Below are 25,312 nucleotides of genomic sequence, written 5' to 3' on the forward strand. Positions count from 1 at the left end.
ACGGCGACGCTCTGACTCGATTTTTCTAAAATATGGGGCTGTCCTGTGGATTTTTTTGGACCATTCAATTAAAGATCCATATGGGGTTGACATCAAACTTAAATAGAACTAGAATAGTTCCATTAAGAGGAGGTGATTGGATGGCCGTGGTAAGTCGGTATACAATTGCTCTTCACAGTTTGACATTTATTGCTTTTATGACCCAAGAGAGAGATGAATTTGTGATATCGGATCGAATTGCTAACAGTGTGAATACAAGCCCTGTCTTTATTCGGCGTATTCTAAGAATGCTTGCAAAAGCTAAATTGGTCGTTGTCCAACAAGGAGGTAAAGGAGCTGGATGGAAGCTAGCAAAGGACCCTAAAAAAATCACTTTGTTAGAAGTATACGAGGCCATTGTGGATAAACCATTGTTTGAGTTACATCATAGTCCACCAAACACCCATTGCCAAATTGGGAAAAGTATTCAACCTGTACTTAATCAAATCTACAATTACACTGAAAACACCATGAAAGAGCAGTTGAGACAAACAACAATTTCAGATCTATTGAATGAGATGATCTTTGAATAACAGCATTATTTTTTTGTATGTAAATAGAACCAAATTAGTTTCATTTATATTTTTTTACTTCCAAATAGAACCGCACCAGTTTCATTTAGACGAACAGAGAATGGAGAGTGCATATATGAATTATCGTATTCTTTTATTGGCGATTGGTACATTTGCCATCGGTATGGAAGGCTTTATGATAGCTGGCTTACTTCCAGCAATCGCCAAAGATTTCAATATTTCTTTATCTATTGCAGGTCAACTTGTAACCGTTTTTTCGATTGCTTTTGCGATTGGTTCACCGATTTTAACTACAACGACAGCATCATTAGATAGAAGAAAAGTTCTTTTTTGGTCTTTGCTTTTGTTCGCTACTGGAAATATTTTATGTGGTATAGCCACCAATTATTGGATTGAGATGGTATTTCGAGTAGTAACTGCTCTGGGAGCAGGGATATTTTCACCTGCAGCTACCCTTACAGCATCTAAATTGGTAAAGCCTGAAATGCGTGGTCGAGCGATATCAATTGTGGTAAGTGGACTTACCATTTCCCTTGTTCTTGGAGTTCCACTGGGTATATGGATTGCTTCGCTTTCAAGTTGGAGATGGACATTTTGGATTGTTGGAGGTGTATCGTTGATTGCAGCATTGTTCATTCGCCTTTTTTTCCCAACAGTTCCTGTAACAGAACAAGCGATATCAATAATGAAACGCCTTTTATTCTTGAAACGCCCTTCAATTTTATCTTCATTAATGATCACTTTAACTTGGTCCATTGGCATTTACACAGTCTACACATATATCTCTGATATTTTCGGAAGGGTTGGAGCAACTGAACAAACCATCGCCTTGATGCTTTTTATCTGTGGAATTGGAAGTTTCCTTGGAGTTACCTTTGGTGGATATTCTGCAGATCGCTTTGGTGCGGTCAAAACCATGTTTTTCGCACTTACATTGCTCTTTATTGCTAACACAGCTCTATCTTTTTTTCAAACGATTACTCTTGGGATTGCAGCCATGGCACTGTTTGGATTTAGTGGGTTTACCTTTAATCCAGCTCAACAGCACAGGCTGATTGGGATATCTAAGAAAGATTCTGGAGTTGTTCTTTCTTTGCATAGTTCATTCATTTATTTGGGAAGTGGATTAGGATCATTGTTTGGTGGGCTTGAATTGAAATATGGATCGGTGACAAACCTTGGGTTAATATCTGGGGGATCAGTGTTGATCGCAATTCTTTTTGTTTGGTTGAGTATTCGTTTCATGAAGAAAACAGCTGAAACTCATTTATCTCAGTAATATGCTTGATTTGATTTACCTTTAGATCATACGATCTACCCGTAGTACTTACTAATTGATTATAAGAAGTGGTCGTCCAATTGGATAGAAGAAGGAGAATTCGCGGAGTCAATATTTCGCTATTGAGTGACTTTCAGACGCTTCAAAGCCTTGTTAAGTGTAGCGAAGAATAGACGGTAGTATGTCTGAGGCGATAGCCGAGTTGATACCGCCCTGAACGAGCAGATGGGGCGCCTTCAAGACATCTGTGCAGCCTGAAATGGAGTCGAAGCGTGAAATATTGACGGAACCATTACTTTATCTACAAGCTGATGTCTACTATTACTTGTAGACGTGTTTATCTGTTTATGAACTGATAACTCGATGAGTGTAGACATATCTCTCGTCACAGCAGATATGTCTACATTCTGAGCAATTCTCTATCATGTGAATACTAATCATGAAATACGCTAATCTACTTAAAATTCACTTACTGGTTTTCATCCACTCGTAATCCGGGTTTGAGTTGAAATGCGAATATTAATGAAACAGCATTTATAATAAGCAGTAGAGTAAAAGGAACAGAATATCCATTAGTAATTTCTTGTAATGCACCAAGTGCAATGGGACCAATAGCAGCAACAATATAAGCAACTAGGAAGGCCATTGCTGTAAGCTGTCCTGCAATTCTAGGCTGTGGAGCAAATGCAACGAGTAGAACCAATCCAAGCGAAAAAGATGCAGTTTGTCCAAAGCCAAGAATAATAACAGTGAACCAAGATAGTGTAGCGGGTATAAACGTGAGTAAAGAAAGGCCGGTCAAAGCACAACATACAGAACCTATCATGATTGGACGCTTATCTTTCCAACGATCAGATAATGTTGGGATCAACACTGTAGCGACTAATCCTGCAATGCTGTAGATTGAAAAGAGAAAACCAGCCTCCTTTTCTGAAAAATGATTGGCTACATATAGAGGTGCCAACCATGCCATTTGACTAAAAAATAATAATGATTGAATGGTAACATAACCAGTGATCAACCATGCAACAGGATGTCTCCAAGGAAGTGAAATTCGACTCTGCTGACCTTGATGCTTCTTATTAGCTCGACTGAGAGGAATCCAAAATAGAAATGCAACAAAAGCAGGAAGTGCCCAGACAGAAAGGGATTTTTCCCAAGAATCGAATGTGTCTCTCAGTGGAACGGCAGCTCCAGCTGCAATTGTAGCTCCTAATGCCATAGCTCCAGCGTAAAGACCTGTCATCATTCCAGCTCTTGATGCAAAATGTTCACGGATTAATCCTGGAAGAACAGCTCCTGTAACAGCTATCCCACACCCCGCAACAGTAGTAGAAAAATAAAGAACCGTTAACGAATCTCCCCAAAATCGCCCGCCAATACCTAGTGTGAGCATGCCTAAAGACCAAATGATCGTATTCTCTCTTCCAAATCGATTGGTCAAACCTGGAACAATTGGAGCAACAATTCCCATCGCTAAAACTGGTAAAGTGGTAAGTAAACCTGCTCCGATTGCACCTAAACCTGTCCATCGCTCGATATCTCCTACTAATGGAGGAAGAGATGTTAAAGCAATACGAAGATTGAATCCTGTAAGGATTAATGCGATGATGAATAAACTAAATTGAGATTTCTTTTTTGACTCAATCCTAAGATTCTCCGTATGATTCATATGGTTGCCTCATTTCTTTTTTTAGTTGATCACTTAGATGTCAAGTTCTCCAAAAGATCAAATATCTGCTCTTGTCTTCATTTCGGGACTAGATGACGCAGAATTAAACTGTATATCTTTTTTAGGTGGATACTTGTCCAATGTGCAAATGAGGTTGAAATATTTGTTTGTACTTGACAACATCCGAATAAGTTCTTGCAAGCTGATCACCATACTCTAATATTTGTTCGTGTACTTTTCGACGAGGTGCGTAGCGTGATTTTAACAGTTGATTAAGCACCTGGACATCGTGAAATCCATCCAATATCACCTCTGCTAAAATTTTAGCGTCTTCAAGGGTATAGCTCATCCCAAGACCGGTCATGGGGTGGAAAGAAAAAGCTGCGTTCCCTAGTGCGATTACATTAAAGTGATGATAAATTGATGCCAATGAAGAACTGACCGGAATCTTATGAAACCTGACAGATGTGAGTCCTGTTAAAACATCAATACTTTCGGATACAAAGGTTGATAAATGGTTAATGAGCTTAGATGGGTGAATGATATTATTTAAATGAATCGTTGAGGGAATACCAATAAAGATACGGGTTATCCTTTTGTCAAGTGGATAAAAATAAGCAAACCAGCCGTCTGAACTAAAATATAGTCGATTAAACTCCCAAACACTTGGTACCGCTTGCATAAAGCCTCCATAGATGGAATGGTTATACTGTCGAGTTTCTATCTGTGCATTCATATAGGGATGTACAATAGACTGAACTCCATCGGCACCAATAAATACATCTGCTTTAATAATCCGACCATCTTGCAGATATAGACGAGAAGCTATATCTGATTCAGTCTCAATGTATGACACAGTAGAATTAAACCAATACTCTACCTTCGGATAATTACTACATGCTGTTGTCACCGTTCCTACGATCTCTTTATAGGGAGCTATTATGTAATCAGAACCATATTTTGAAAAATCGAAGTGGTCAATCAGTTGCCCATCATGATAGTATTTTATAACTTTACGTTTGAGAGCTCCTCTGTGCAAAAGTGATGACAGTAAACCATAATGCTCAAATATACGAATTCCACCAAACTTGAGAAATTCAGCTCCTCGATTTCCAATGGTTAAACCTCGTTCGAGAACTACAACGTTTAATCCTGCTCTCCCCAGTAAAAATGCGAGAAAGGCCCCTCCGATTCCGGAACCAATGATCGCTACATCGAATTTATCCCGGCTCATTTGATATCTCTCGTGTTCAGATAACGTCCTGGAGAGATAATATCTTGGGGATCAAGCAGTTTTTTGATTGCATGAAGATGATGGAGTTCTTCACCCCGATCCAATATTTCATTTTCAATGTGATCTATATTTGACCGGTAGGGAAAAGCTCCAGACTCAATAAATTTTTGTCTTGCAGAATGACGCATAGCATGAGCACGTTTGATTGCTTCTTCTGACCGTTCAAATGAGATTTGAATGACCATATTGGCTGTATGAGATGAAATAAAGTTGAATTCAGCCGCAAGTGCTGTTGGATGCTCGTTCACTGATTGTTGGAGTTGTTGTAATGCAGTTATAGGACTTGTTGCATTTAGTCCAATAAGGGGTAGAAAACAAAGAAATCCCATTGAACCATTATCTACATCACATGAATCTAAGCGTAGTCCTCTTCGGATGGGTAAACAAGTAGGGATTCCCTGCGCCAATTGTGCTCGCACATATAAAGGATCATTTTTTGGAGTATTTTTTGCATCTAAAAATCGAGCACCAGCATATCCATCTAATGAGTGAAGTTTACGAATAAGCATTTGTTCAGATATTTTTACAGTCTCAGGAGTTCCAAGTAATGGTATCAAAATAACAAAATGTTCAGGGTCGGCACCATTTGGCAAAAGATATGATCCTGTCTCAGGTACTAAATATAACTCTCGTAAACGAATCATTCCTGTTGTTGGTAACCCCACTCGATATAATTGAACAAGTGATTGAAATACCTTTGGAAAAAAGTCTTTTCGAAAACGTGCATAATATAAATAGATTGATTCTGGACGTGGAATGAGCGAAATGGCCATTGCAGTTACAATGCCTAAATTGGATTGAACAAACATCTGGGTAAAATCAGGACCTGCTGTTCGTCCAGAGTAATAATTTTTTTGATCAAGTCCCCCTGTAGTTACCACTGAACCATCTGCAAGTACTGCCTCCACACCCAGAATATCTTCAGAACGAGCTCGAATGGTGCCATCCCCTCGATCCAAAGCGTTCCCAACTACGCTAGAATCAGCACAGGAAGCAGTTACATTAAGCATCCAATTAGTGCCTTCTAATGTTTTCGAAAGTTGTCTCTGCGTTACCCCTGGTTCAATTACTGCATATCCCCGCTCTAAATCCAATGTCCGAATTTGATTCATTTGTTTTAAGTCCACAATCGTTGTTTCATCTTTTATCGGAATGCGTGAGCCCATACCCCAGTTAAACCCTGTACTGATTGGATAAATAGGATACTTTTTTGATTTAGCATCTATTACGATTTCACGAACATCTTGTAGACTCTTAGCAGTTCGTACATCTTTCACAGTACGAGGTCGGTGACCACCAACGTCTGTGAGATTTTGTTTTGAATTAAAAATGTTATTCATAACACTACCCCTTTTGGGACAATATTTATTAATACAAATATACAGTTATCAAATACTATTATCAATTAAATTTATATATTTATGTTTCGAAATATTATTGCACAATACAATCCAACATCTTGAAATCGATAGATTAGATGTGAGTTATATTGATAGTCTTTTCCTCGTAAATTCGATCATGTTAAAAATATTTTCTTACTATCCGAACTCGACATATATTAATATTAGTCTAAGGATTGAGAGTTCTTGTTTTTCTAGTTGATGGGAGCTTATTACCCCCTAGATTAATCTCGGGACAGAGCAGTCTTGAGGCAACCGTAGAAGGAATCTCTAATGCGAGACCAAACGGGAGGTACATTGGTCCAGGTGACGTTCTCTGACATTGTCCAAGCAGCGGACAATATCGAGGGAAAAGTCGAAAACACCCCACTTTTGTACTGGGATGATGTATCGAACCTAGCAAAAGCAGAAGTCTGGGTCAAGTTCGAGAATTGGCAAATCGGGGGCGCGTTTAAAGCAAGAGGAGCTTACAATTTAGTGAGCTCTCTGGGGTCAGGGGATTTCGTTACGGTTTCTTCGGGAAGTTTCGGCAAAGTGATGGCAAAAGCCATTGCCGAGAAGCCGGGAGCCTCTCTGACGACGGTAGTGCCCTTTACGGTACCTGAACACAAAATCAAAGCTATCCAGTACTATGGAAGCGAAGTGATCAAGTACGGTGCTGAGTACAAGGAAGCAGAAGCTTTCGCTTACGATCTAGCCGCTCAAACTGGACGTAGAATGCTTGATCTGGAATCCAAGGAGGCAATAGCTGGTCAAGGAACAGTAGCGCTAGAGGCATTGGAATTCGAAGATTTCGATGTGATTCTTGCACCGGCTGGTTCTGGTGGTCTAGTCTGTGCAACGGCGATTGTTGCCAAAAACTTGTGCCCCAGAGCGAAAGTCTTTGGTGTGCAAAGCGAGGCTTCACCAGCATGGTACGCCTCTTTCCAAGCGAAAAAGTTGGTGCCTGTGGAGTACAAGTCGTCAATCGCCGAATCGCTTCACGGTGGCATCTCCCAATCGTTACTCGATTTAGCACTGGAGGTTGTGGATGGGTTTGTGCTGGTGTCAGAAGCCAGCATTGAATATGCAATCAATCTTGCTGCCAAGAAGATCTGCATGATTTTTGAAGGTTCTGGTGCTGTTGGCATTGCCGCCTTGCTAAGCCGCCGAGTTCCCGATGTTGAAGGGAAGAAAGTTCTCGTCATCGCAAGTGGTGGGAATTTGAGTTTGGATGCATTGACCGATATTTTCAAGCGTTACCGAGACTAAAACACCCTGTCGCCACATGGCGGCAGGGTGCTTCTCTTTTCAACATACAAATAACCGCTGCTTACTTGCCTATGTCTATCAAGGATTTAATATCCTTTTATGGTGTTATCCAAGCAGCACCTTTTACAAACATACTTAAAATGGTTCCTCTGTTTTACAACATTTGTTGATATTGTTTCAATTGAAAATGCCAACCTTGAACAGATTCATTTTTGCTGTCAAATCACCTTTCTGAATTTGTTTCAATAGATTTACTCATGAAGCCCCCCTGTCAGTCTAGAATATGGTCTGAAAGGACCAATAGGTACTTGAATAAGGCTTGTTTGTGACAGACTATCTAACTGATAGAGTTCATCACATGATTGGACATCAAATCCTAATAAAGGATGTCCGCCCATATCCAATGATGATGCGGTGAGCAATAAGCGCTGGACTAACATACCCGCTTCCATCTGTTGGATACGATAACCCCGATAACCCCAAGTGGATTGGAGTTGTTTTTTATCACCAACTACATGAACACATACAGGAACTTGATAAAGATTCATATTGTACACTGTCAAGCTTTGCTGTAGTTTTAATCGATGATCACCTAAGCGGATGATATGTAGTTCATGGTTAATAGGATCATAGTAATAAGCACCATTTGGTATATCTTCCACTTGATAAAGACAACAATAGATGGATAACCGAGAACCGATCTTTCCGATTTCTTCATCCAGATCATTTGCATAGACAAAAGCAGCACATGCTTCATGCAACAAAATCGCCAACTGATGTTTCTTAATTTTTTTCAAGGTAAAGTCCAATCCAGGAGAGTAACGTTTTTGGCAAACAGACAACCAATCAAAAGAAAAGTCTTTAACAGGAGGAAGAGAGAGAGGATTTTCTGTTTTTGGAAGCAGTCTCATTTTTTTATTACAAAAACGAAATGATTGAGTTGATTGGATTGAGGAAGCTTTATTTAATAGGGTAATTTCGGGAAAGGTCCATTGTTTCACAGATGAATATGTCCTCTGCTTGGGTAAGACAGGTATTTCTCTGCAAAGGGATTGATCATCAAAAGATGTCTTATTGTTTAATTGATTCGTACATTGATCGAAAACAGCACTTGTAGACAGGGGAATCACGGTATACGTAACTTCCTCTTGATTATTTAATCCTAGTAAATGGTTCACCGCTTGATCTAAAAACTGAAAATGAATCCTTGCTGAAAAACCAAATCGTTTCACTACTTCTAATAACTGTCCCATTAAAGCACCTGCATCGAGAGCTTGCAAACGATATGAGAAGTTATGATATTTAAAAAAGTTCTTTTCAAATCGAGTGGTAACAAAAACTGTGCTAAATAGTGATGAATGAGCACACTGATTACCAAGAGTCTGGTCTAAGTAGTCATCCACATTCCCTTCACGCAATAAGACCAAACAATGATGAGCAACGTCATAATGATATATCCCAACTGGTAAACTTTCCATTTTTAGATAAATATACAACTCATTTGGATATAGAGCACCACCTGATGGAACAAATCGTCGATAATATTGTGTATGGTCGATTGTTGATTGATTCGGAACACGTAAAAAAGACGTCTGGCAAATATGAGAAATTCCATATACATACCAAAGAAAATGACCAATGGTATGTAAATTTGGAGTACCCGTGTAAATTCCCTTTTTTAAATTTAGCGGAATATCTAAAGGAAGAGTGATTGTTGGTAAACCCTGGTATAACTTATATGGAATCGGTGCGTTTTCCCAATCCACTTCCCAATCATCAGGATATATCTTCTCAGGCTTAAAGTGTAAATGATATAAAAAATCATGAAGATCCAAAAACAACTCCTCCTTTTGTCTTATGGGAAAGGATGTGGATGAGGATTTAATTCTTCTAAGGATAGTGGTCGCTGTACATATCCTAATTGCATAGGTACATTTCTCACCCGATCTAATCCTGTTAAACGTGTAAGGTGATGACCAAATGTCATCGGTAACATTCCTGGTATCAGAACTTTTACACAATAAAGGTTATTTCTCTTTAGTTCAGGTGTTGTCTGATTAATCACAATTACGTTCATATCTAAATCTTTAAATTTGGTAAGCATCTTTCTAAGATCACAAGTAATGTCATTCGGATCGATTGCCCATCGTAATTCATCAAACGTTTGAACTGGAGTCCGAGTATCTAATAAAAAATCGAATCGTTCTTCTGCTTCTGGTAATCCATACAGCAAGGAGTGATCTTCCATTTGTTGAACGAGAGAAGGATTGGTAAGCATCTCTCTGCACTTTTGCATATCTGATGCATGTGTTCCTGTATGCAAATTTACCATTCCTGCAATTTCATGAATGGCACTTTTAACAGCTTGGATCGGATTTAAATGAGCTCCAGCTGCACAGATAAGATGAAGTCCAGCCGATTTACGATTTTTTGCCAGTGCCCATATAGTAGGAATATCATTCTCCATCGTCGCATTGAAAAGATGAAGATTATATCCAGCAACAGATTGCAAACGTTGAACCATCCACGCAAGTTCAGTGTCATTAGCTGAAGCAAGTTCAAGTGGAGCAAGTGCTAACTTACCATACCAAGCCATTAAAAATGCATCTCTTTCCACTACTTCTAGGATGCCATAGAAAATGGCTTCTTCTAAACTTCCTCCTAAAGCACATCCATTAGAAGTTTCATATACAAAACCATCTTTGTGCCCCAAACTATAATAAGCTAACACCTCAGGAACTAAAATTGGACGTTTCTGTATCAATGAATATCCCCATACCCACTTGATGGGCTGTTGTGGATCAAAGGGACGAAAGGGAAATTTCGGAAGAGAATATTGCTCAGGCGAATGAACACCGACTTCAAAGGGATTTAATGCCTCGGTTTGGAGATGATGATAACAATCAAAAACAGCAGTTTGTTTGCCACGTGGTGATAGACCGCAATAACGTTCAAGTCCTTCTAATATGGCTGCTGATTCACTATCGGCAAATGATAGGGTACGCCCAGCTGTCGCTTCATCAACTGTAAATAAAGGGAGATTCACAACTACATCAGCAAAAGGAGTAGTCGTATCTTTTGCGCATCCATTTAAACAACCAGTTCGGTTATCTAGATAGTCATTTGCAAGAATTTGTTTAAGTTCATCAAGCGAAAGAGTACGAGATGTATATGGTTTCACTTTAGGACTAGATTGAAGTGTAATTCGTGCTTGTTCAGATGAATCAAGAGCAACCTGACTACAAACAGGACATAACGGGTTTGGTAAAAAAGAGTGCAATGAACTTTGTAAGGTACGTAAATGAAGGCAACGAATTTTTTCTTTAACATATGAAGGTTTCCCTTGTAAAATCCGATCCACTTCATATGTTACTAACTGAGCTAAATAGCGTATACTCGTGTAAGTTCCCCATATCTCTTGATTTGCATCTTTAGAAATGTTCTTTCGCTGGTAGATCTCCCACATATATTTACGGTCACGCCCTGCCATGAGTCGACGATAAATCGCACACTGAGAGCAACCAGGTGTACCTGGGTCAACAAGTGGACCGATAAATCCCTCACCAAACGAAAGATAACCACTTAACCAAGGAACTGAAGCTTTTTGAAGTAACTTTTCGGCTGTTTGATGAATAGCTGGATACCATGCATCGTGTAAAACAAGTGCTAATCTAGTGTTAGGGAGATCTTTTACAAAATCCAAGTGACGAATTATTGAATATTGACTCGATAAATTGCTTGCGACAAAATTAGCTAAATGCCCTTTTCCAACAATCCACACATCTGCACTCATTGGAAATCCCTTCCTTCCAAGCTGACTCCAAAAACGCCTCCCAGTTTCTCTTTAAAAAAAGGTTCCAAAGCGAGATCATATAAAGTGAGTTGATTCCGTCTTTTGTCTAGAGTTTTTAAAGCATCTCGTAAAAGCATCTCCATATCATGTTTTTCTTCACATGTGGGAATGGAAATTTCTTGACTATCTGCTGGATAACTAGAAATAAATAACTCCATTTGATTGGAATAGACCCCTGAGTCGCTATGCATGAATGCTTGTTTAAGCGCATTACGAAAAGCAATCGTTGTGTTTAATCCAATACCTGCATACCATTTCTCATTTACGACTACCCAAAATACGGGAAATCCAGCTACTTCTTCTCCTTGATAAATAATAGACTCCCCATTAGCTATCGTTAACATTTTTAAATAATATGAGCATCTTTCATCATCAATGGCACTTAAATGGACTCTCTTCATAAGCGAACGATAGATCGGTGACCAAGATTGTTTATTCATTTTCCTGTTCAGGATACTTTGAATACCACGACAAATACCTTCTGTCGACGACAAACCTGTACCGATACCGAAATTTTCCATTTGATCTTTAAAAGGATTTTCTATACCTTCCAAAAGACGAGAAACATATGTTTCTATACCTGTAAAGCCAGCCTCTAATTGAGCTTCCTGATGAGTATAACCAATACAGATGATCTCTGGTAACAAATGAGCTCGTTCATTTGATAAAGGATCAGCAATTTGTACTTTGCATTGTGCGAAAGGAAGTTGTTTTAAATCGCCCTCTTCCCATGTATGAAAAATCCCAGTAGTTTTAGAAGTGATTTGGTGGAAAAAGGAAAGTAATTGACTAGAATCTGATGCTGAACTTTGTTTATTGATATACTGAAGGATTTCAACCTCCTTAATAACAGGTTTTGTTCCAACTAACGGATGAGGTATAAAAGAATGCCAGTCCCCCTCCAACGTTTCTATATTTAATAAATAAAAAGGATGCTTTTTTTCTAAAGGTGTTACACCCGTTACCTGTTTAAAAAGCTCAAACACCATTGTATTAGCGAGTATTGATCCAACTGTGGCTGAAGGATAATCTGGTTGTGGTTGTTCACAAAGTGAGGTTTGATGCAGGCGTCGCCATGCTGACTCCCAACAGGTTTCTGATCCAGGATGAACGAGAGGTCCGACCATTCCAAATTGCTGTAAATGGATAGCAGGAAGAAAATTTTTTCTTTCTTGACGACATATATTGTGCAGGAGTTTTAATAATTCGATATCTCGACCTGAGGATGCGAATAAAACAGTATCAAAAGGTTCTATGATTTCTCTCCAACCGATCTCTATGTCATTTTTTATGTAAACTTCTCGAAGCGATAATTCTGGATCATCTTTCTGATAATGCTCAGTCAACTCAAGAATTCTTTGCTGTTGTCTAGAAGTAAGACCTTCCATAACAGCATGTACCTGTTTGAGTCCAGATTCAAAGAGCGCAGAAATTAGTGACACAAAAATTGAGTCAGATCCAATGGACAAAATATTGCTCTGACGATAACGTTGAAATAAATAGGCTCCTGAATGAACCAAATGGTCAACAAATTCAATTTGAGGTGCATATTTTTTTCGGATTGCCTCTGATAATTCGTCTGGAAGATCCCTACTTATATCACGAACAAAACCGTATTTGTATAAAATTTCAGCAATTTCATACACTCGTTTTTGATGCGCTTGTGACAATCCTTCTGCGATCTCACTTAATGAATATTCACCTGAAAAAAAAGGAATCAGTTTTTCAACCCACAAATCCATTTGACTTCCTTCGATTCGAAAGGAACGTTGATTGTTACGAAGATATACTCCACCTTTATGATCAGGTAAATAAAACACATCGCCCTGAATTTTCAATCGCATTGAAGCATTCAAATTTGACATTTGATGCCTCCTTTTGGAAATCATTTTTTACTTTACTACTTTATGTTCAATTTTTTGTTTTATTGCTCAATTTAAAAGCCCCCAACATTTATTAAGAATGATGGGGTATAATGCAGAAAAAGAATAACTATATGGTATCAATTTAGAAAAAGAAGAAAGGGAAACATGGAAAGCAAGGAAAACCTCCAAAACACCCTCCACATCTACCACAAACAAAGCCACATCGTCCACATCCCCCGCATCGTCCGCATCGCCCGCATCGGCCACATTGGGTAACTTGATAATCTTGATCATACATCTGTTGATAGTCCCAATCAGCCATCTCTTCTTCAGTATAATCATCAATCTTTAACTTCTTCAGATCTTTTTTCAAATCACTCATTTTTCGTAACCTCCGAATTTTAAATTGTCTGGATATATTTATGATTGGATTTATGTAGTGGTTACAAATGAATTAAATTTTTCACCCAAGTGGTTGCCGTCTATCTCATCTTTTTACATAAAGCACCAAGAAAAGCTTTGGCAAAAAGAAAAATAATTTATTTGCGAAATGGTTTTAAAGTTGCTTTTCTATGAATTAATCCAACTACTATGCAAATACTACTAGCTTAAACCATAATGAACCAGCCACAAATCATTTAGTGGCTGGTTCATCTCATTCAACTATGCTTTGTCATCGATAAATTCCAATTTCCTTTATTTGAGTTATAGGGAAAAGTCGCTCTAGATGATTACTTTGTATGGTTACAAAAGATTTATTCTCATACATGATTTGATGATAAAGCTCTTCAGCTGCTTTCCCTTTGACCTCAATCGTTTGACCACTTATTAGGTTTATAATCGCTTTCATTTAATTCCTCCGATCCCCTCTATTCAAATAGACTACAAGGCTTCAAATTCTTTAAGTTGATTTGGGATCAAACTAACTCAAATTAGATCCCTAGAAAATCACTAACCATAGACAAAATGAGTGCTAATCCCATCACTCCACTATTCAGCCAACTGAAACGAGTACTTCCACCCATTCGATAGGTATATTTACCATAGAGAATGATTGCTAACAAGATAAGAATTCCTTCAACACAAGCTGCGGTAATTGGAGAAGTCCATAATCCAAAACCGAGCAAAGGGAAATGTCCGATATTTCCAGGAAGAATTGGAAGATCTGGGCGATGTACTAACAAATCTAATAGCCAATGGCTAAAGTTAAGTCCAGCCACTGTTAGTGCACCTTTACTTCCCCAACGATTTTTTGTGATGAAGAACATAATCAAGGAGAAGAGGACAACTGTTAAGAGTGAATGGGAATATCCGGCATAAATTAAATTAGCACCATAATTCCCTTCTCCTACTTTTGTCATTTTCTCTACCCCAGATAGCATGAAAACAACAAACAAAATATCTAGCCATTGAGTCGATAACATCAAAACCCATAAAGGAACCTGTTTTTGTTTTGTTTTTACAATCGCCGCCAAAGCAAAATGTCCAGCAAACATTTTCAAACCTCCTAAGATGTTAATTTAGATTCAAGCCACGGACAAAAGATGGTGAAAATAAGCATAAATAAGATAAAGCTCAATTTGGGTCAACCCCCTTCTGTTTTCCCTCTAGAAGAGTAGAAATTCCAATAGTACCTAAAGTTACTATCTGATCACCTGGATTTCTGGAGAATTGGAGAGTTAATCCATCAATCAGTGCCAAAATCAATGTGGCATATGTTTCTAGTTGATCGGTAGACCAATCTGATGACCAACGATGTAATAATTCTTTAATCGTTTCACGCATGGCCATATAGATTTCTTCAAGCGTTTTACTTAGAGCAGGATTTCGTCGTGCTTCTAGCCACAGACTGAGCATCAAAGTAAACCAACCTTGATTCTCATTTCGAAAGTTTGCAACATGTTCAATCGCCATACGCATAAGATCATCTGAGTCTTCTGCTTTCTTTACATCTTCGAAAACTTCTACTAATCCTCGATTTACGATCCATTCTCGAACCACTTCAATCAACAAACCTTCTTTTGTCCCAAAATGATGAAGAATTAAGCCATGACCCACTCCAGCTTCTTGGGCAATCTGTTTGATCGATGTATGGACATAACCTTGCTGTCCAAATAAAGAATAAGCAGCTTCTAAAATAGCAAATCGACGATCTTCAATATCATTTTTACCTCGTACCATAAACATCCCTCCCAAACCTAACGATTTACTAGACACAGTATAACATTGACTGTACATACAGTCAATGTTATACATAGGTTATCTACCAAAATCATTGCCAACTCTATCCAATCAACTAGACTGAATGAAAATCGCTCCAAGAATGTTTATTCAAATAAATCTATTCTATAGACACTTATTTTCATTGGACGTACCAAGATATCCAGTAATCTTCGTCATCATCTCAATCATTTATCGAAAGCCCTAAACTTTTATTATGGCGTTCTCCATAGCTGATTGACCGTCCAGAGACCTGCTAGGCATGGTAGAATTCCAATCAAACCTATGCAGTCCAGTATCCCCAGAAGTATCTTTTACAAGTAGATTGAACAATGCGATGATCGTGCCGAGTGCAAACATCCCCGTTGCCACCCAATCAACTTTTAAACTCATCATCAATGCTAGATCATTGTTATTTAGTTAAAATTTTAGGATTATATTCAAGATAACAATGGATTAACTTATATAATTCCCTTATGAAAATTGTTAACCTTTGCTGTCAATCCGGGAATAACCAACAGCTATTTCAGCGCTAACGTAAACAGCCGAGTATTCCAGCTATCGTGTATCAATGTATCAATCCAGGATATTAGCTTTGGCATGAAGTATACAGAATAGCAAAATGAAATAATATTGACAATAGAAATATATAAGAATATATTTCTAATTAGAGGTATAGCTTTTCATTTCCTATTAGAAAGATAATTATATTTAAACAAATCATGGGGTGATTGAGTGAGGAAATTTAAAATAACTGTTTTACTTCTTGCTTTGTTCTTAGCGCTACCTACGACAGTTTTTGGTGCAGTAATGAATGATGCATCATACAACATTGCAGGAAATAATGAAAAGATGAATAGCCATGATGATCAGAAAAGAGATAAAATTAAATCGATGATAAAAACACTTAAAAAATTAGTAAAAAATAATGGCACTAACAACCTCCCTCGTATTGTCTATCAGATAGGAGGAAATCGACCACCAAATAGTAATTATGTCGGACATCTTGATGGTGCAAGTTTTACTCAGTGGATATATAAGAAATATTTTGGAATCAAGCTACCTCGAACAGTCTATGATCAATACAAATTGATGATAAAAGAAAAAAAAGCAGTCAAAGTTACTAAAGAGAATCTAAAACCTGGTGATTTAGTTTTTCATGAAAACACCTACAATTGCGGTGTTTGTAAGGATGATAACATTACACATGTAGGCATCTATATTGGTGATAATAAATTTGTCTATAATTCCTCCTCTAAAGGTGGAATTGTTATTAACGATCTAAGAGAACCTTATTTTACATCTCATTACTATGATGCAATCCGGATAAACGGGGTAGGAAGTAAGTAACGGCCTATTAATCACTAACCTTAAAAGATATGGGAATTAGACAACTTACTTGGTATAAAAGCTGAATTTTAACAGTAATTATTTCACCCCATTTATTCTGATCTATCCAAACATAACGGATATTCAGGGAATGAACCGCCTAGTAAAGCTATAAACGTTATCCTATTAACCTTACCCTAACGTTCACATCTAAATCTTATACAATGATTTATCAAATCATAGGATTCCTAAACTGATTATGAAAGAACCAGTTAATTAGGTATTAACTGGTTCTTTCATGCTATTGGAAGAGCGAGTCTATTTATATCCTATTACACCTTTTCAACACGTTAAATATTTGACTGACAACTAATTACTTAGTTAACTAACGTTTCAATCATAACAATTCTTAGCATCGTCCACTAAGAATTGTTTTTTATTTCAGCCAATTTTTTTTGTAAAGCTATTTCTAACCCCCCAAGAGAAATAATATTCGTAATCCATTGTGCCTAGAGTCTATTTCATCAAGAAGCAAGTGCCTTCTCAATCTGTCAGGTTCATCTTCACACTCGATAAGTGATAGAGGCTGTTTCCAAACATCGAACAAGTATTCAAAGGAACCTTGTTGAACTACTACTACCTACAGAGGTGGTAGATTCCTGCGAACACCAGACAAACGTCCAGTTATCTTAGCAGGCTCTACCCGCCGTCCCAGCGGTGAAAACAAAGTATGCTCCCTACTTTCGCTTGGTTTTCGCAACTTCGGTGAGCTGGTTGGTTGAAGATTTTACGTTACTGACCCTTTCCAGCAACAACCCCATATCTTCAGTTTTCAAAGAGCTACAACTATTCTAACAAAAAAAGTGGTTATAAGCATCCCCGCAAAAGGGATACCGAACCACGTCCCATTCACCTCACCGCTTGTAGAAGCGGGAGTACTCTTGGACGAATTTGGATAGAGCCGAAAGTATGTCAGTCAACATCAACTTTGTACTCATAGAGATGTGTTTTACAAAAAAACTTACCAACTTCCTGGAACAGTGTTCAACTTGTCACCATGTACGTTCCCGAACAGCTGAACCCGAATGAAACCTACCTTTTTATTTCGACCATTTCCATTCGTCACTTTTGCGTATGGTCAAAAGACCTTCCGAAATATCCCGAATGATCTGCTCAAGCCATATTTTTTCAGCCTCCAATAGAGCCAATTCATACTCTGTTTCAATAATAAAAAGTCTACTGACTCCTGACTGTTGTGTAATATCTATTGAGGAACGAATTGTCTTGATTTGTTCAGCTAAATTGCTTTTACGTTTTCGAAGCAGTTCATATGCCTCATGGGGTGATAAATGTGCCAGGAACGCAAGTCCTGCTGCAAATTGCGTGTATTCTTTTACTGGTTTTTGCACCAAATACCTTAGCCAATCAAAAAATTCATCGTAACCAGCAGGTGTAAGTTCGTAAATTGTCCTTGCAGGATGTTTCCCTTCTTTTAACGTTTCTTTGGCACGAATCATTTTATTTTTTAACAAATGATCAATCACAGCATAAAGGGAACCTGTATTCAGCTTAATCGTATCCGAGATTCCACGCTTCTTCATGGTAACTCCAATCTCATACGGATGCATAGGGCTCTCATTAAGCAATGATAAGACAGCTAAAGCAAGCAAATTGCTTCGCTTTGATTTAGGCATTCGACATCACTCCTTCGATCTCATTATAAAAGAACAAGTTTTTCTTTTAAATACTAGTTGACTAATTATAGTTTAAAAAATATAGTTTAATTATAGTATAATTCCAATCAAAGAACCGTCATCTATTTTAATCAATGGTAAATGCATGACATGACACCAAGCCGTTAAAAATTCATTGAAAACTCTGTTTCAATTTAACATCGAAGACAAAACAACTGGGAGGATTAAAAATGAAACAGCTTAAAGAAAGAAAATCATTTCCATTCATGCAGTTATTACCCCTCGGCGCCATTCTAGGTCCAATCATATTCACCCTCACCTGGTTCATTCTCGGTTTTATCAGCACAGGTTACACCATTTACAATGTACGAATTGAGCCTTATTCAGTTATTACTCAACCAATCAGCGGTCTAGGGATGGGTTCAACCGCACTTTTTATGAATTCGTCCTTTATCTTGAGTGGAATCTTACTTTTAATTGGTATTATTGGGATCTTCCATTCACTGAGGGGAATCGGACAGACTTTAATGCGTCGGCTTTGTATGATCTTGTTTATCCTTTCACCAATTGGACTCGTCATTTGTGGAATTTTCAATCTTGAAGCGACTTTCATGCACTCAATTGGCTTTCTATTGAGTACAGGAACTACCATTTTGAGTTTTCTAACAGCTGGTTTATATTTACGACAAATCCCGGGTTGGAAAACGCTCGGGAAAGGGCTGCTTATTGGAAGTCCCCTTACCCTTATCCTCTTCATTTTGTTCTTTCTGAATTTCGATCCAATTGCTTCGGGAGAAGGTAGAGGTATAGCTGGAATATACAGTCGACTTCTTGCTATAGAGGTGCTTATCTGGTTCGTGATCATGGGATGGTTGTCTTTTAAACGCGCTCATCACACACGATCTTAACAATATCCAAAAAATAACACTGATCATAATCGCTCAAATATAAATCAGAAGTCACAGTAGTTGTCTAACCAAACAAAACAACGTTCATTTTCCAACGTTGTTTGTAAGCGTCGTCCATAGTATTGGTCGGCGTTTTTACTTGGAATTTTTCTAATCGTGAATAGTTGTACATACAATCTAATTTGTAAACATATCATGATTTTCCTTCTAACTGTAAACTCACTTGATATAGCTGCTCGGTTAATTTGATTCCAATTTGTTCACCAATCACATCTGAATAACGATCATAGAGATTGATCCATGCTTTTTCAATGATCGGTTGGAGCTCCCTCCCTCTATCCGTTGGATAAATGAGGGATTGCCGTCCTCGTTGTTTCGTATAAACGAGATTTTTATTTAGTAGTTTTTCAATAAAACGAGTAATTGTCGAAGGGGCAATATGTAGAATTTCACCCAATTCTTTTTGTGAAATCCCTGGTTGGTCATTGACAGCGATCATAAGAAAAGCATAAGTCGGTGATAAACCTGTGATACGAAATTCATTATCTGCTAGCTTTGTAATGGATCGCGCCAATTGATTTGCAGTAAAATACATACATCCTTTTAATAGATGATCTTTCGTTGGTTTTGACATTATCTCACCACATTTCTAAAATTCATTGTTTGTACATGCAATATAAATCGCTTATCTTCAGTCGACAATCCAAAAACAAAAAAATATTAATAGAAATAACAACATATATCATTTTATTAGATAAAATCATTTGGTTTAACATAGCTATATTTGTGACTATAACCGAACTCAGATAAATCTGGGTTTTTAGTCATTTTTGAAATTAATTCTATCATTTATACATAACGCAAAAAACGAACCACCATTCGTATAAAACTATATAATAATTATAAAAAGGAGTACGCCAATGCGAAAATGGGTTTTCCTCTTCTCACTCATTGGTTTGATTGCGCTTTCTATATTTTCTTCTATTCCGAAAAATTTTACTGCAATTACAAAAACCACTGAAGACCATAATACATATATAGAAAAAAAACTACCAACCATTACAACAAATAGCGGAGTATGGGAACAAGTCTTTATTGATGATTTTCAATCGAACCAATTAAATAAGAACAAGTGGACCTCACTCTTTCAAAAAGATAATTATAACGAGGAATTGCAATTCTATACACCTAAAAATGTAAACTTATCAAATGGCTTTTTGAATTTAACCGCTAAAAAGGAACGAAAGCAAGGAAAACTATATACTTCAGGTCTCGTCAATATGAAGGATAAATTTACCTTTCTCTACGGACGTGTTGATATCCGGATGAAAGTCCCTTTTAAACCCGGTATGCTACCAGCTTTATGGCTCTTACCGGCAAACAATCAATTACCAGAAGTAGACATTTTCGAAGCACCTGGACTTGAGCCCAAACGAGTCTATATGGTAAATCATTGGCGAAAAAAAGGAGAGTTAGTCTCTAAATCTACCTTTTATGACCTACGTTACCCAAATAAATTTCATACATATACATTAGAATGGGAAAAAAATGAGCTTCGTTGGTATATTGATGACATCTTTATGAGAAAAACCAATCAGGGAGTTCCTCAAGAACGCATGTATTTGATTTTGAATTTAGCAGTTGGGGGAAAATGGCCCGGCTCTCCAAAAAAGTCAACCACATTTCCAATCACCATGCAAATCGATTCAGTGAAAATCTACAAAAAAAAGGCGGAATAACTCCATGAATCATATTGGCGCCATTGTATTTTTCTTCTGCACTTTTTTGCCATTATTCCATATGTTTCACGCACTCCCATTTTTTTCAGAAGGAAGGCGAAAAGTCAAACCCCGTATCCCTGAAGAAGGAGTTTCGATTCTAATTCCTTGTTACAACGAAAATTATATCTTGGAAACAACATTAAAAGGATTATTGCAACTCGATTATCGACATCAAGAAATCATCTTTATCAATGATGGATCGACAGATAACACATTTGAGGTCTTATATGAACTATTAGATCTCGTTCCATTACATTGGGAAAAACAACATGATTTACCTCACAAACCGATTGTTGACTTCTACCAATCAAAAATATACCCCGAAATCTTTTTGCTAGACAAAGTAAACGGAGGAAAAGCAGATGCACTCAACGCTGGATGCAACTTTGCCACAAAGCCCATAATTGTTACTTTAGATGCAGATAGCATTTTAGATCAGAAGGCATTGAAAGAAGTTAATCTTGCCTTCCATAACCCAAATGTTATTGCAGGTGGTGGAATGGTTCATATATTGCAAGGAAAAAATATGCACGATATCAACTTGAATAACAAATGGTTGATTTCCTTACAAATCTTTGAGTATCTCAAAGGTTTTTATATCTATAAGTCCTCACTGGCAAGATTAAATGCGCTTGCGATTATTTCAGGTGCCTTTGGTGTCTTTCGCAAGTCAATTCTGTTAGAACTTGGTGGTTATCGTGAGACATTAGGTGAGGATATTGATATCACATTACGCTTTCAACAATGGATCTTAAAACATCCTGGAAGTAAAATGCTGTTTATCCCAGATGCCATTTGCTATACAGAGTGCCCAGAATCATGGAGAGACTTGTTTAAACAACGAATACGCTGGCAAAAGGCATTTGTCGATTGTGTCTTACATTTTTGGGGATTTCTTGCAAGGACGATATTTCATCGGATTGTATCATTTTTCTTACTTTTTGATGCCTTCTTCATGGGAACAGTAGCCACAATTGTGACCACATGTGTACTAACTGCTTCGTTCTTTATGCCGCAAGCCGATATGCTTCAAGCGATCACAGCTTATTTCATCGGGTCACTTATTCTCAATTTTATCTATAATTTATTTACGATTTATATTTCATACAGTGAAGGAGTCCGCTTCAAAGGAAGAAACAAGTGGCGGCTAATCTTATTAATTTTTATTGATATTTTTCTATATCGATTCGTTACTCTATTTTTTATTTTTTATGGAACGATTGCCTATGTCTTTAAACCAACAGGATGGAATAAAGTGGCACGTACTGGACGAGATTATCAAATTCATGAAACCAATACTAGAGGTGAACATATTGGATAGAAAACTGATTAAAGTTTACATATTTTTATTGGTTGCTTTTATCGCTGTATTCCCTCTAGTCCGTTATAAAGATATCTTAATTACAGATATTGCCGATTCCTTCACTCAACTTATCAATCATAAAATTCAAGATATTACGATGGGTATGACGCATTGCCCACCATCTGATAACCAAAGAACAAAAAAACCTTTATCTCCAAATAAAGCTAAAATAATCTTTGTTCTTGACGATAATTGGGAATCTCAATATACATTCGCCTTTCAAGTTCTAAAAAGGAGAAATTTCCCAGCAACGATAGCTGTTATTCCATCCAAAGTCAATCAACCAGACTATATGAGTTTATCGCAATTGCAAGATGTATATAGGAATGGTTGGGATTTAGTTAACCATACGTTTGATCATAAAAATTTATCCACACTTGACCGCGAAGAACAATCTGATCAAATTATGAGAGGGACAGCTTGGCTTAATTCAAAATGCTTTACACAAGCTAGTAATATCGTGGTTTATCCATATGGTGCTTTTAATTCATCTACGATTCAAGTCTTAGCAGAGAAAAAATATCGAGGTGCTCGATCTCTAATTGAAGGCTTTGAAAAAAACCAGCCTTATACTACTTACCAAGCGAAGGTTCAAAACTTAACGACTCCAGTTACTACTGAACAAGTAAAAGACTGGATTGATGAAGCGATACAAAACAAGAAGACATTAATCTTTGTCAATCATCGCTTTGCTGATCAAACAGTTGACCCAACCAGCATGATCTATGATAAAACTCGATTTGTAGAAGTTGTTAATTATTTAGCAGAAGTGCAAGATAAGGTGCAAGTTATTACATATTCGGAATGGTTGGATAATGAGCAACAAATTCGTCCTAGTCATCCAAACTAATCCTACACAGATCAAGTTCCACTCACCCTTGCATTGTTGTTTATATGAAGCAAAATTTGCACACAATTGGAGGAATAGCTTTATGATAAAAAAAGTTTGGACTGGCTTTTTTGCTGTTCTCTTTATTCTACTCTTCTATTTTTTGTATACAGCCGCTTCCCAGAACTATATCCTTATTATGTTCATCTGCCTCAATATATTTTGGATTCCTTTATACTTCTTTGTTGATCACAATCGGATCAGAAAAAAACTCGTCTCTGGGTTCCTTTATTTTCTCATCTCAGTAATAATTAGTTTTCTTCTGATAAATTTCTCTTCCTTTCTACCTTTTTTGCTACTTACGATTGTTGTTGTCCCCTTTTTGATCTTTGGCATTCCAATCTTATTGATTGTAGAGAAACTTACACAAAAATATTTGTCAAATTACAGTTCAATCTTCGTTTTCATTTCAAACTTTGTTGGCGGCTTTCTGATCAGCTTCTTAACTTTGATTTCTATCAAGCCCTTCTCTCAACGGGATTTAACTGATCCTATCGCTTTTCTACTATATGATACTATCTTGGCATATCTATTCTTATTTTGGTTGATAGACCTCGCTGTGACGCGATTTTGGAATCGTAGAATGTTTCTCTCTCAGAAATAAAGGATCACCAATAAATACAAACTCCCCCTTCTCGTAAGGGAGAGTTTTTGCATGTGGGGCGATTTCTTATTCATGTCCGTTTTTGGAACACAAGAGGTAATTTCTGAAATCCATACATAATAGAACTAGGATAAAGATCAACGGATGTATTTGGCTCTAACTGTAGTTGTGTGGCTCTTTCTAAAATAATGTCTAGAGCAATCTTTGCCTCTAAAATAGCCAAAGGCGCTCCAATACAGTAGTGGATTCCATGACCAAAGCTAAGTTTGGCTTGATTATCCCGATAGATATCAAAAGTTCCAGGTTGCTCAAATATCGAGGGATCATGGTTAGCTGCACCAATCCAACCGCTTACATAATCTCCCTGTTTTATCCTTTTACCACCTAGTTCTATATCATGCTTAGCCTTTCGAAAGAGACTTTGGACAGGTGAGCGATAGCGCAATACTTCATCAATAGCTTGAGGAATATCTTCTCTATTTTCGAATAGATGTTCTTGCATCTCAGGATGTTCAGTAAGTGTATAGATAGCATTTCCTAACAAATTTGTGGTTGTTTCATTACCTGCGAATAATAAAATCATTGCGAATGAGATTAAATCCTCAGTCGATAATCTTTCTCCATCAACTTCTGCTGCAATTAATGAACTGATCAAATCATCTTTTGGTTCTTTATAACGCTGTTCAATCAAAGCAGTAAAATACTCCATTTGTTCTTGTTGTGCTTGGAAAAAATATCCGACTTCTTCTTCTGTTTGCGGATTGGAGGTAAATGCTTTAGCCCAATGAGAGATTTGTTCATGGTTTTGATCAGGTACACCAAGTAATTGACAAATCACTCTTACAGGAACAGGGATAGCAAAATCGCGAATAAACTCAATTTTTTCCGATTCCAAGTGTTTCTCCCATAGTTGTGTACATAGCTGACGAATCCAAGGCTCTAGATTTGAAATAACTGAAGGAACAAACGCCTTGGATATAATTTTGCGCAATGATCGATGACGAGGAGGATCAAGATTCGTAATGGAATTCGCAATAGGATTATTATCCATGCGTGGGGTTACTTCACTTGAGAAGTTTTCATAATCTCCATAAACACGTTTCACATCTTCATAACGAAATACATGCCAAACACCTTTTTCACCCCATAAATGGATGTAATCCCCATCAAAAACTACAGGATTTTCCTGTTGCATTTTATGATACCAAGAAAAGGGGTCTAACGATGGGGCAGGGATCATTACTTCAGCTCCTCGATGATGATATTGAAATAAATGAATAATAATAGAATGCTATTTATTAAATATACCCAAATATTTAATAATAAAACATGGAATTT

22 protein-coding genes are annotated in these 25,312 nt (G+C 37.4%); 9 read left to right on the plus strand and 13 right to left on the minus strand.

All coding sequences use genetic code 11. The annotated features are described in order from the left end of the window. Nucleotides 1-140: 140 nt before the first annotated feature. Both BUB71_RS03525 and BUB71_RS03530 read left to right on the plus strand, forming a co-directional pair. The gene (locus BUB71_RS03525; protein ID WP_073152050.1) at nt 141-572 is read left to right on the plus strand and encodes an Rrf2 family transcriptional regulator; all 432 of its coding nucleotides are present in this window, start codon (nt 141-143) and stop codon (nt 570-572) included. Nucleotides 573-687: 115 nt separating this feature from the next. Next, nucleotides 688-1,851 carry an MFS transporter gene (locus BUB71_RS03530; RefSeq protein ID WP_073152053.1) on the plus strand — a complete coding sequence of 388 codons (1,164 nt, stop codon included), beginning with the start codon at nt 688-690 and terminating at the stop codon, nt 1,849-1,851. 469 nt (nt 1,852-2,320) lie between these two features. On the opposite strand, the gene BUB71_RS03535 is transcribed toward BUB71_RS03530, so the two are convergent. The 3 genes from BUB71_RS03535 to BUB71_RS03545 form a co-directional block, all read right to left on the minus strand. Then, nucleotides 2,321-3,523: an MFS transporter gene (locus tag BUB71_RS03535; RefSeq protein WP_084731003.1), complete on the minus strand. Its 1,203-nt coding sequence runs from the start codon at nt 3,521-3,523 to the stop codon at nt 2,321-2,323. A 121-nt stretch (nt 3,524-3,644) separates the two neighbouring features. After that, entirely contained in the window at nt 3,645-4,757 is a 1,113-nt protein-coding gene (locus BUB71_RS03540) for an FAD-dependent monooxygenase (RefSeq protein WP_073152056.1), read from the minus strand. Continuing rightward, nucleotides 4,754-6,157 (minus strand): FAD-binding oxidoreductase, encoded by a 1,404-nt coding sequence (locus BUB71_RS03545; protein ID WP_073152059.1) that lies wholly within the window; start codon nt 6,155-6,157, stop codon nt 4,754-4,756. The genes BUB71_RS03540 and BUB71_RS03545 overlap by 4 nt, the downstream gene beginning before the upstream one ends. A 366-nt stretch (nt 6,158-6,523) precedes the next feature. Between BUB71_RS03545 and BUB71_RS03550 the strand changes: the two genes are divergently transcribed. Then, nucleotides 6,524-7,468 (plus strand): threonine ammonia-lyase, encoded by a 945-nt coding sequence (locus BUB71_RS03550; protein ID WP_245815519.1) that lies wholly within the window; start codon nt 6,524-6,526, stop codon nt 7,466-7,468. A 251-nt stretch (nt 7,469-7,719) separates the two neighbouring features. Here BUB71_RS03550 and BUB71_RS03555 read toward each other — a convergent pair whose 3' ends face one another. The 7 genes from BUB71_RS03555 to BUB71_RS03580 all read right to left on the minus strand — a co-directional run bounded on the left by BUB71_RS03555 (nt 7,720) and on the right by BUB71_RS03580 (nt 15,367). Continuing rightward, nucleotides 7,720-9,303, minus strand: a complete 1,584-nt coding sequence (locus tag BUB71_RS03555; protein WP_073152068.1) for a SagB/ThcOx family dehydrogenase — start codon at nt 9,301-9,303, stop codon at nt 7,720-7,722. Nucleotides 9,304-9,323: 20 nt separating this feature from the next. Then, nucleotides 9,324-11,261 (minus strand): TOMM precursor leader peptide-binding protein, encoded by a 1,938-nt coding sequence (locus tag BUB71_RS03560; protein WP_073152071.1) that lies wholly within the window; start codon nt 11,259-11,261, stop codon nt 9,324-9,326. Next, the gene (locus BUB71_RS03565; protein ID WP_073152076.1) at nt 11,258-13,186 is read right to left on the minus strand and encodes a putative thiazole-containing bacteriocin maturation protein; all 1,929 of its coding nucleotides are present in this window, start codon (nt 13,184-13,186) and stop codon (nt 11,258-11,260) included. The genes BUB71_RS03560 and BUB71_RS03565 overlap by 4 nt, the downstream gene beginning before the upstream one ends. A 142-nt stretch (nt 13,187-13,328) precedes the next feature. Then, complete coding sequence (locus BUB71_RS03570) at nt 13,329-13,568, minus strand: heterocycloanthracin/sonorensin family bacteriocin (RefSeq protein WP_073152079.1); 240 nt, start codon at nt 13,566-13,568, stop codon at nt 13,329-13,331. 291 nt (nt 13,569-13,859) lie between these two features. Next, entirely contained in the window at nt 13,860-14,036 is a 177-nt protein-coding gene (locus BUB71_RS19390) for a hypothetical protein (RefSeq protein ID WP_175552270.1), read from the minus strand. An 82-nt stretch (nt 14,037-14,118) separates the two neighbouring features. Continuing rightward, the gene (locus BUB71_RS03575; protein WP_073152082.1) at nt 14,119-14,682 is read right to left on the minus strand and encodes a hypothetical protein; all 564 of its coding nucleotides are present in this window, start codon (nt 14,680-14,682) and stop codon (nt 14,119-14,121) included. Nucleotides 14,683-14,761: 79 nt separating this feature from the next. Continuing rightward, complete coding sequence (locus BUB71_RS03580; RefSeq protein ID WP_073152085.1) at nt 14,762-15,367, minus strand: TetR/AcrR family transcriptional regulator; 606 nt, start codon at nt 15,365-15,367, stop codon at nt 14,762-14,764. A gap of 774 nt (nt 15,368-16,141) precedes the next feature. Here BUB71_RS03580 and BUB71_RS03585 point away from each other — a divergent pair. Beyond that, the gene (locus BUB71_RS03585) at nt 16,142-16,756 is read left to right on the plus strand and encodes a C40 family peptidase (RefSeq protein ID WP_073152088.1); all 615 of its coding nucleotides are present in this window, start codon (nt 16,142-16,144) and stop codon (nt 16,754-16,756) included. 1,079 nt (nt 16,757-17,835) lie between these two features. Here BUB71_RS03585 and BUB71_RS03590 read toward each other — a convergent pair. Further along, entirely contained in the window at nt 17,836-18,429 is a 594-nt protein-coding gene (locus tag BUB71_RS03590) for a PadR family transcriptional regulator (RefSeq protein ID WP_073152091.1), read from the minus strand. A 230-nt stretch (nt 18,430-18,659) separates the two neighbouring features. Between BUB71_RS03590 and BUB71_RS03595 the strand changes: the two genes are divergently transcribed. Continuing rightward, complete coding sequence (locus BUB71_RS03595; RefSeq protein ID WP_073152094.1) at nt 18,660-19,337, plus strand: DUF998 domain-containing protein; 678 nt, start codon at nt 18,660-18,662, stop codon at nt 19,335-19,337. A 193-nt stretch (nt 19,338-19,530) separates the two neighbouring features. Here the strand turns inward: BUB71_RS03595 and BUB71_RS03600 are convergent, their stop codons facing one another. After that, nucleotides 19,531-19,971, minus strand: coding sequence for a MarR family winged helix-turn-helix transcriptional regulator (locus BUB71_RS03600; RefSeq protein ID WP_073152097.1), 441 nt, complete (start codon nt 19,969-19,971; stop codon nt 19,531-19,533). A gap of 286 nt (nt 19,972-20,257) precedes the next feature. On the opposite strand from BUB71_RS03600, the gene BUB71_RS03605 reads away from it, so the two are divergent. The 4 genes from BUB71_RS03605 (at nt 20,258) to BUB71_RS03620 (ending at nt 23,974) form a co-directional block, all read left to right on the plus strand. Beyond that, nucleotides 20,258-21,076 (plus strand): glycoside hydrolase family 16 protein, encoded by an 819-nt coding sequence (locus BUB71_RS03605; RefSeq protein WP_073152100.1) that lies wholly within the window; start codon nt 20,258-20,260, stop codon nt 21,074-21,076. Nucleotides 21,077-21,080: 4 nt separating this feature from the next. Then, the gene (locus BUB71_RS03610) at nt 21,081-22,439 is read left to right on the plus strand and encodes a glycosyltransferase family 2 protein (RefSeq protein WP_073152103.1); all 1,359 of its coding nucleotides are present in this window, start codon (nt 21,081-21,083) and stop codon (nt 22,437-22,439) included. After that, nucleotides 22,432-23,331, plus strand: coding sequence for a polysaccharide deacetylase family protein (locus BUB71_RS03615; protein ID WP_073152107.1), 900 nt, complete (start codon nt 22,432-22,434; stop codon nt 23,329-23,331). The genes BUB71_RS03610 and BUB71_RS03615 overlap by 8 nt, the downstream gene beginning before the upstream one ends. 82 nt (nt 23,332-23,413) lie before the next feature. Beyond that, nucleotides 23,414-23,974 carry a hypothetical protein gene (locus tag BUB71_RS03620; RefSeq protein ID WP_073152112.1) on the plus strand — a complete coding sequence of 187 codons (561 nt, stop codon included), beginning with the start codon at nt 23,414-23,416 and terminating at the stop codon, nt 23,972-23,974. Nucleotides 23,975-24,044: 70 nt separating this feature from the next. Here BUB71_RS03620 and BUB71_RS03625 read toward each other — a convergent pair whose 3' ends face one another. Further along, nucleotides 24,045-25,214: a cytochrome P450 gene (locus BUB71_RS03625; RefSeq protein ID WP_084731009.1), complete on the minus strand. Its 1,170-nt coding sequence runs from the start codon at nt 25,212-25,214 to the stop codon at nt 24,045-24,047. Between the last annotated feature and the right edge of the window lie 98 nt (nt 25,215-25,312).

It is taken from the genome of Seinonella peptonophila (assembly GCF_900129355.1).
Taxonomy (GTDB): domain Bacteria; phylum Bacillota; class Bacilli; order Thermoactinomycetales; family Thermoactinomycetaceae; genus Seinonella; species Seinonella peptonophila.

Coding starts and splice junctions, on each gene's coding strand:
- BUB71_RS03590 (WP_073152091.1), bottom strand. CDS start 18,429: ATGCCTAAATCAAAGCGAAGCAATTTGCTTGCTTTAGCTGTCTTATCA.
- BUB71_RS03540 (WP_073152056.1), bottom strand. CDS start 4,757: ATGAGCCGGGATAAATTCGATGTAGCGATCATTGGTTCCGGAATCGGA.
- BUB71_RS03570 (WP_073152079.1), bottom strand. CDS start 13,568: ATGAGTGATTTGAAAAAAGATCTGAAGAAGTTAAAGATTGATGATTAT.
- BUB71_RS03620 (WP_073152112.1), top strand. CDS start 23,414: ATGATAAAAAAAGTTTGGACTGGCTTTTTTGCTGTTCTCTTTATTCTA.
- BUB71_RS03535 (WP_084731003.1), bottom strand. CDS start 3,523: ATGAATCATACGGAGAATCTTAGGATTGAGTCAAAAAAGAAATCTCAA.
- BUB71_RS03560 (WP_073152071.1), bottom strand. CDS start 11,261: ATGAGTGCAGATGTGTGGATTGTTGGAAAAGGGCATTTAGCTAATTTT.
- BUB71_RS03605 (WP_073152100.1), top strand. CDS start 20,258: ATGCGAAAATGGGTTTTCCTCTTCTCACTCATTGGTTTGATTGCGCTT.
- BUB71_RS03545 (WP_073152059.1), bottom strand. CDS start 6,157: ATGAATAACATTTTTAATTCAAAACAAAATCTCACAGACGTTGGTGGT.
- BUB71_RS03595 (WP_073152094.1), top strand. CDS start 18,660: ATGAAACAGCTTAAAGAAAGAAAATCATTTCCATTCATGCAGTTATTA.
- BUB71_RS19390 (WP_175552270.1), bottom strand. CDS start 14,036: ATGAAAGCGATTATAAACCTAATAAGTGGTCAAACGATTGAGGTCAAA.
- BUB71_RS03565 (WP_073152076.1), bottom strand. CDS start 13,186: ATGTCAAATTTGAATGCTTCAATGCGATTGAAAATTCAGGGCGATGTG.
- BUB71_RS03580 (WP_073152085.1), bottom strand. CDS start 15,367: ATGGTACGAGGTAAAAATGATATTGAAGATCGTCGATTTGCTATTTTA.
- BUB71_RS03575 (WP_073152082.1), bottom strand. CDS start 14,682: ATGTTTGCTGGACATTTTGCTTTGGCGGCGATTGTAAAAACAAAACAA.
- BUB71_RS03525 (WP_073152050.1), top strand. CDS start 141: ATGGCCGTGGTAAGTCGGTATACAATTGCTCTTCACAGTTTGACATTT.
- BUB71_RS03530 (WP_073152053.1), top strand. CDS start 688: ATGAATTATCGTATTCTTTTATTGGCGATTGGTACATTTGCCATCGGT.
- BUB71_RS03610 (WP_073152103.1), top strand. CDS start 21,081: ATGAATCATATTGGCGCCATTGTATTTTTCTTCTGCACTTTTTTGCCA.
- BUB71_RS03625 (WP_084731009.1), bottom strand. CDS start 25,214: ATGATCCCTGCCCCATCGTTAGACCCCTTTTCTTGGTATCATAAAATG.
- BUB71_RS03600 (WP_073152097.1), bottom strand. CDS start 19,971: ATGTCAAAACCAACGAAAGATCATCTATTAAAAGGATGTATGTATTTT.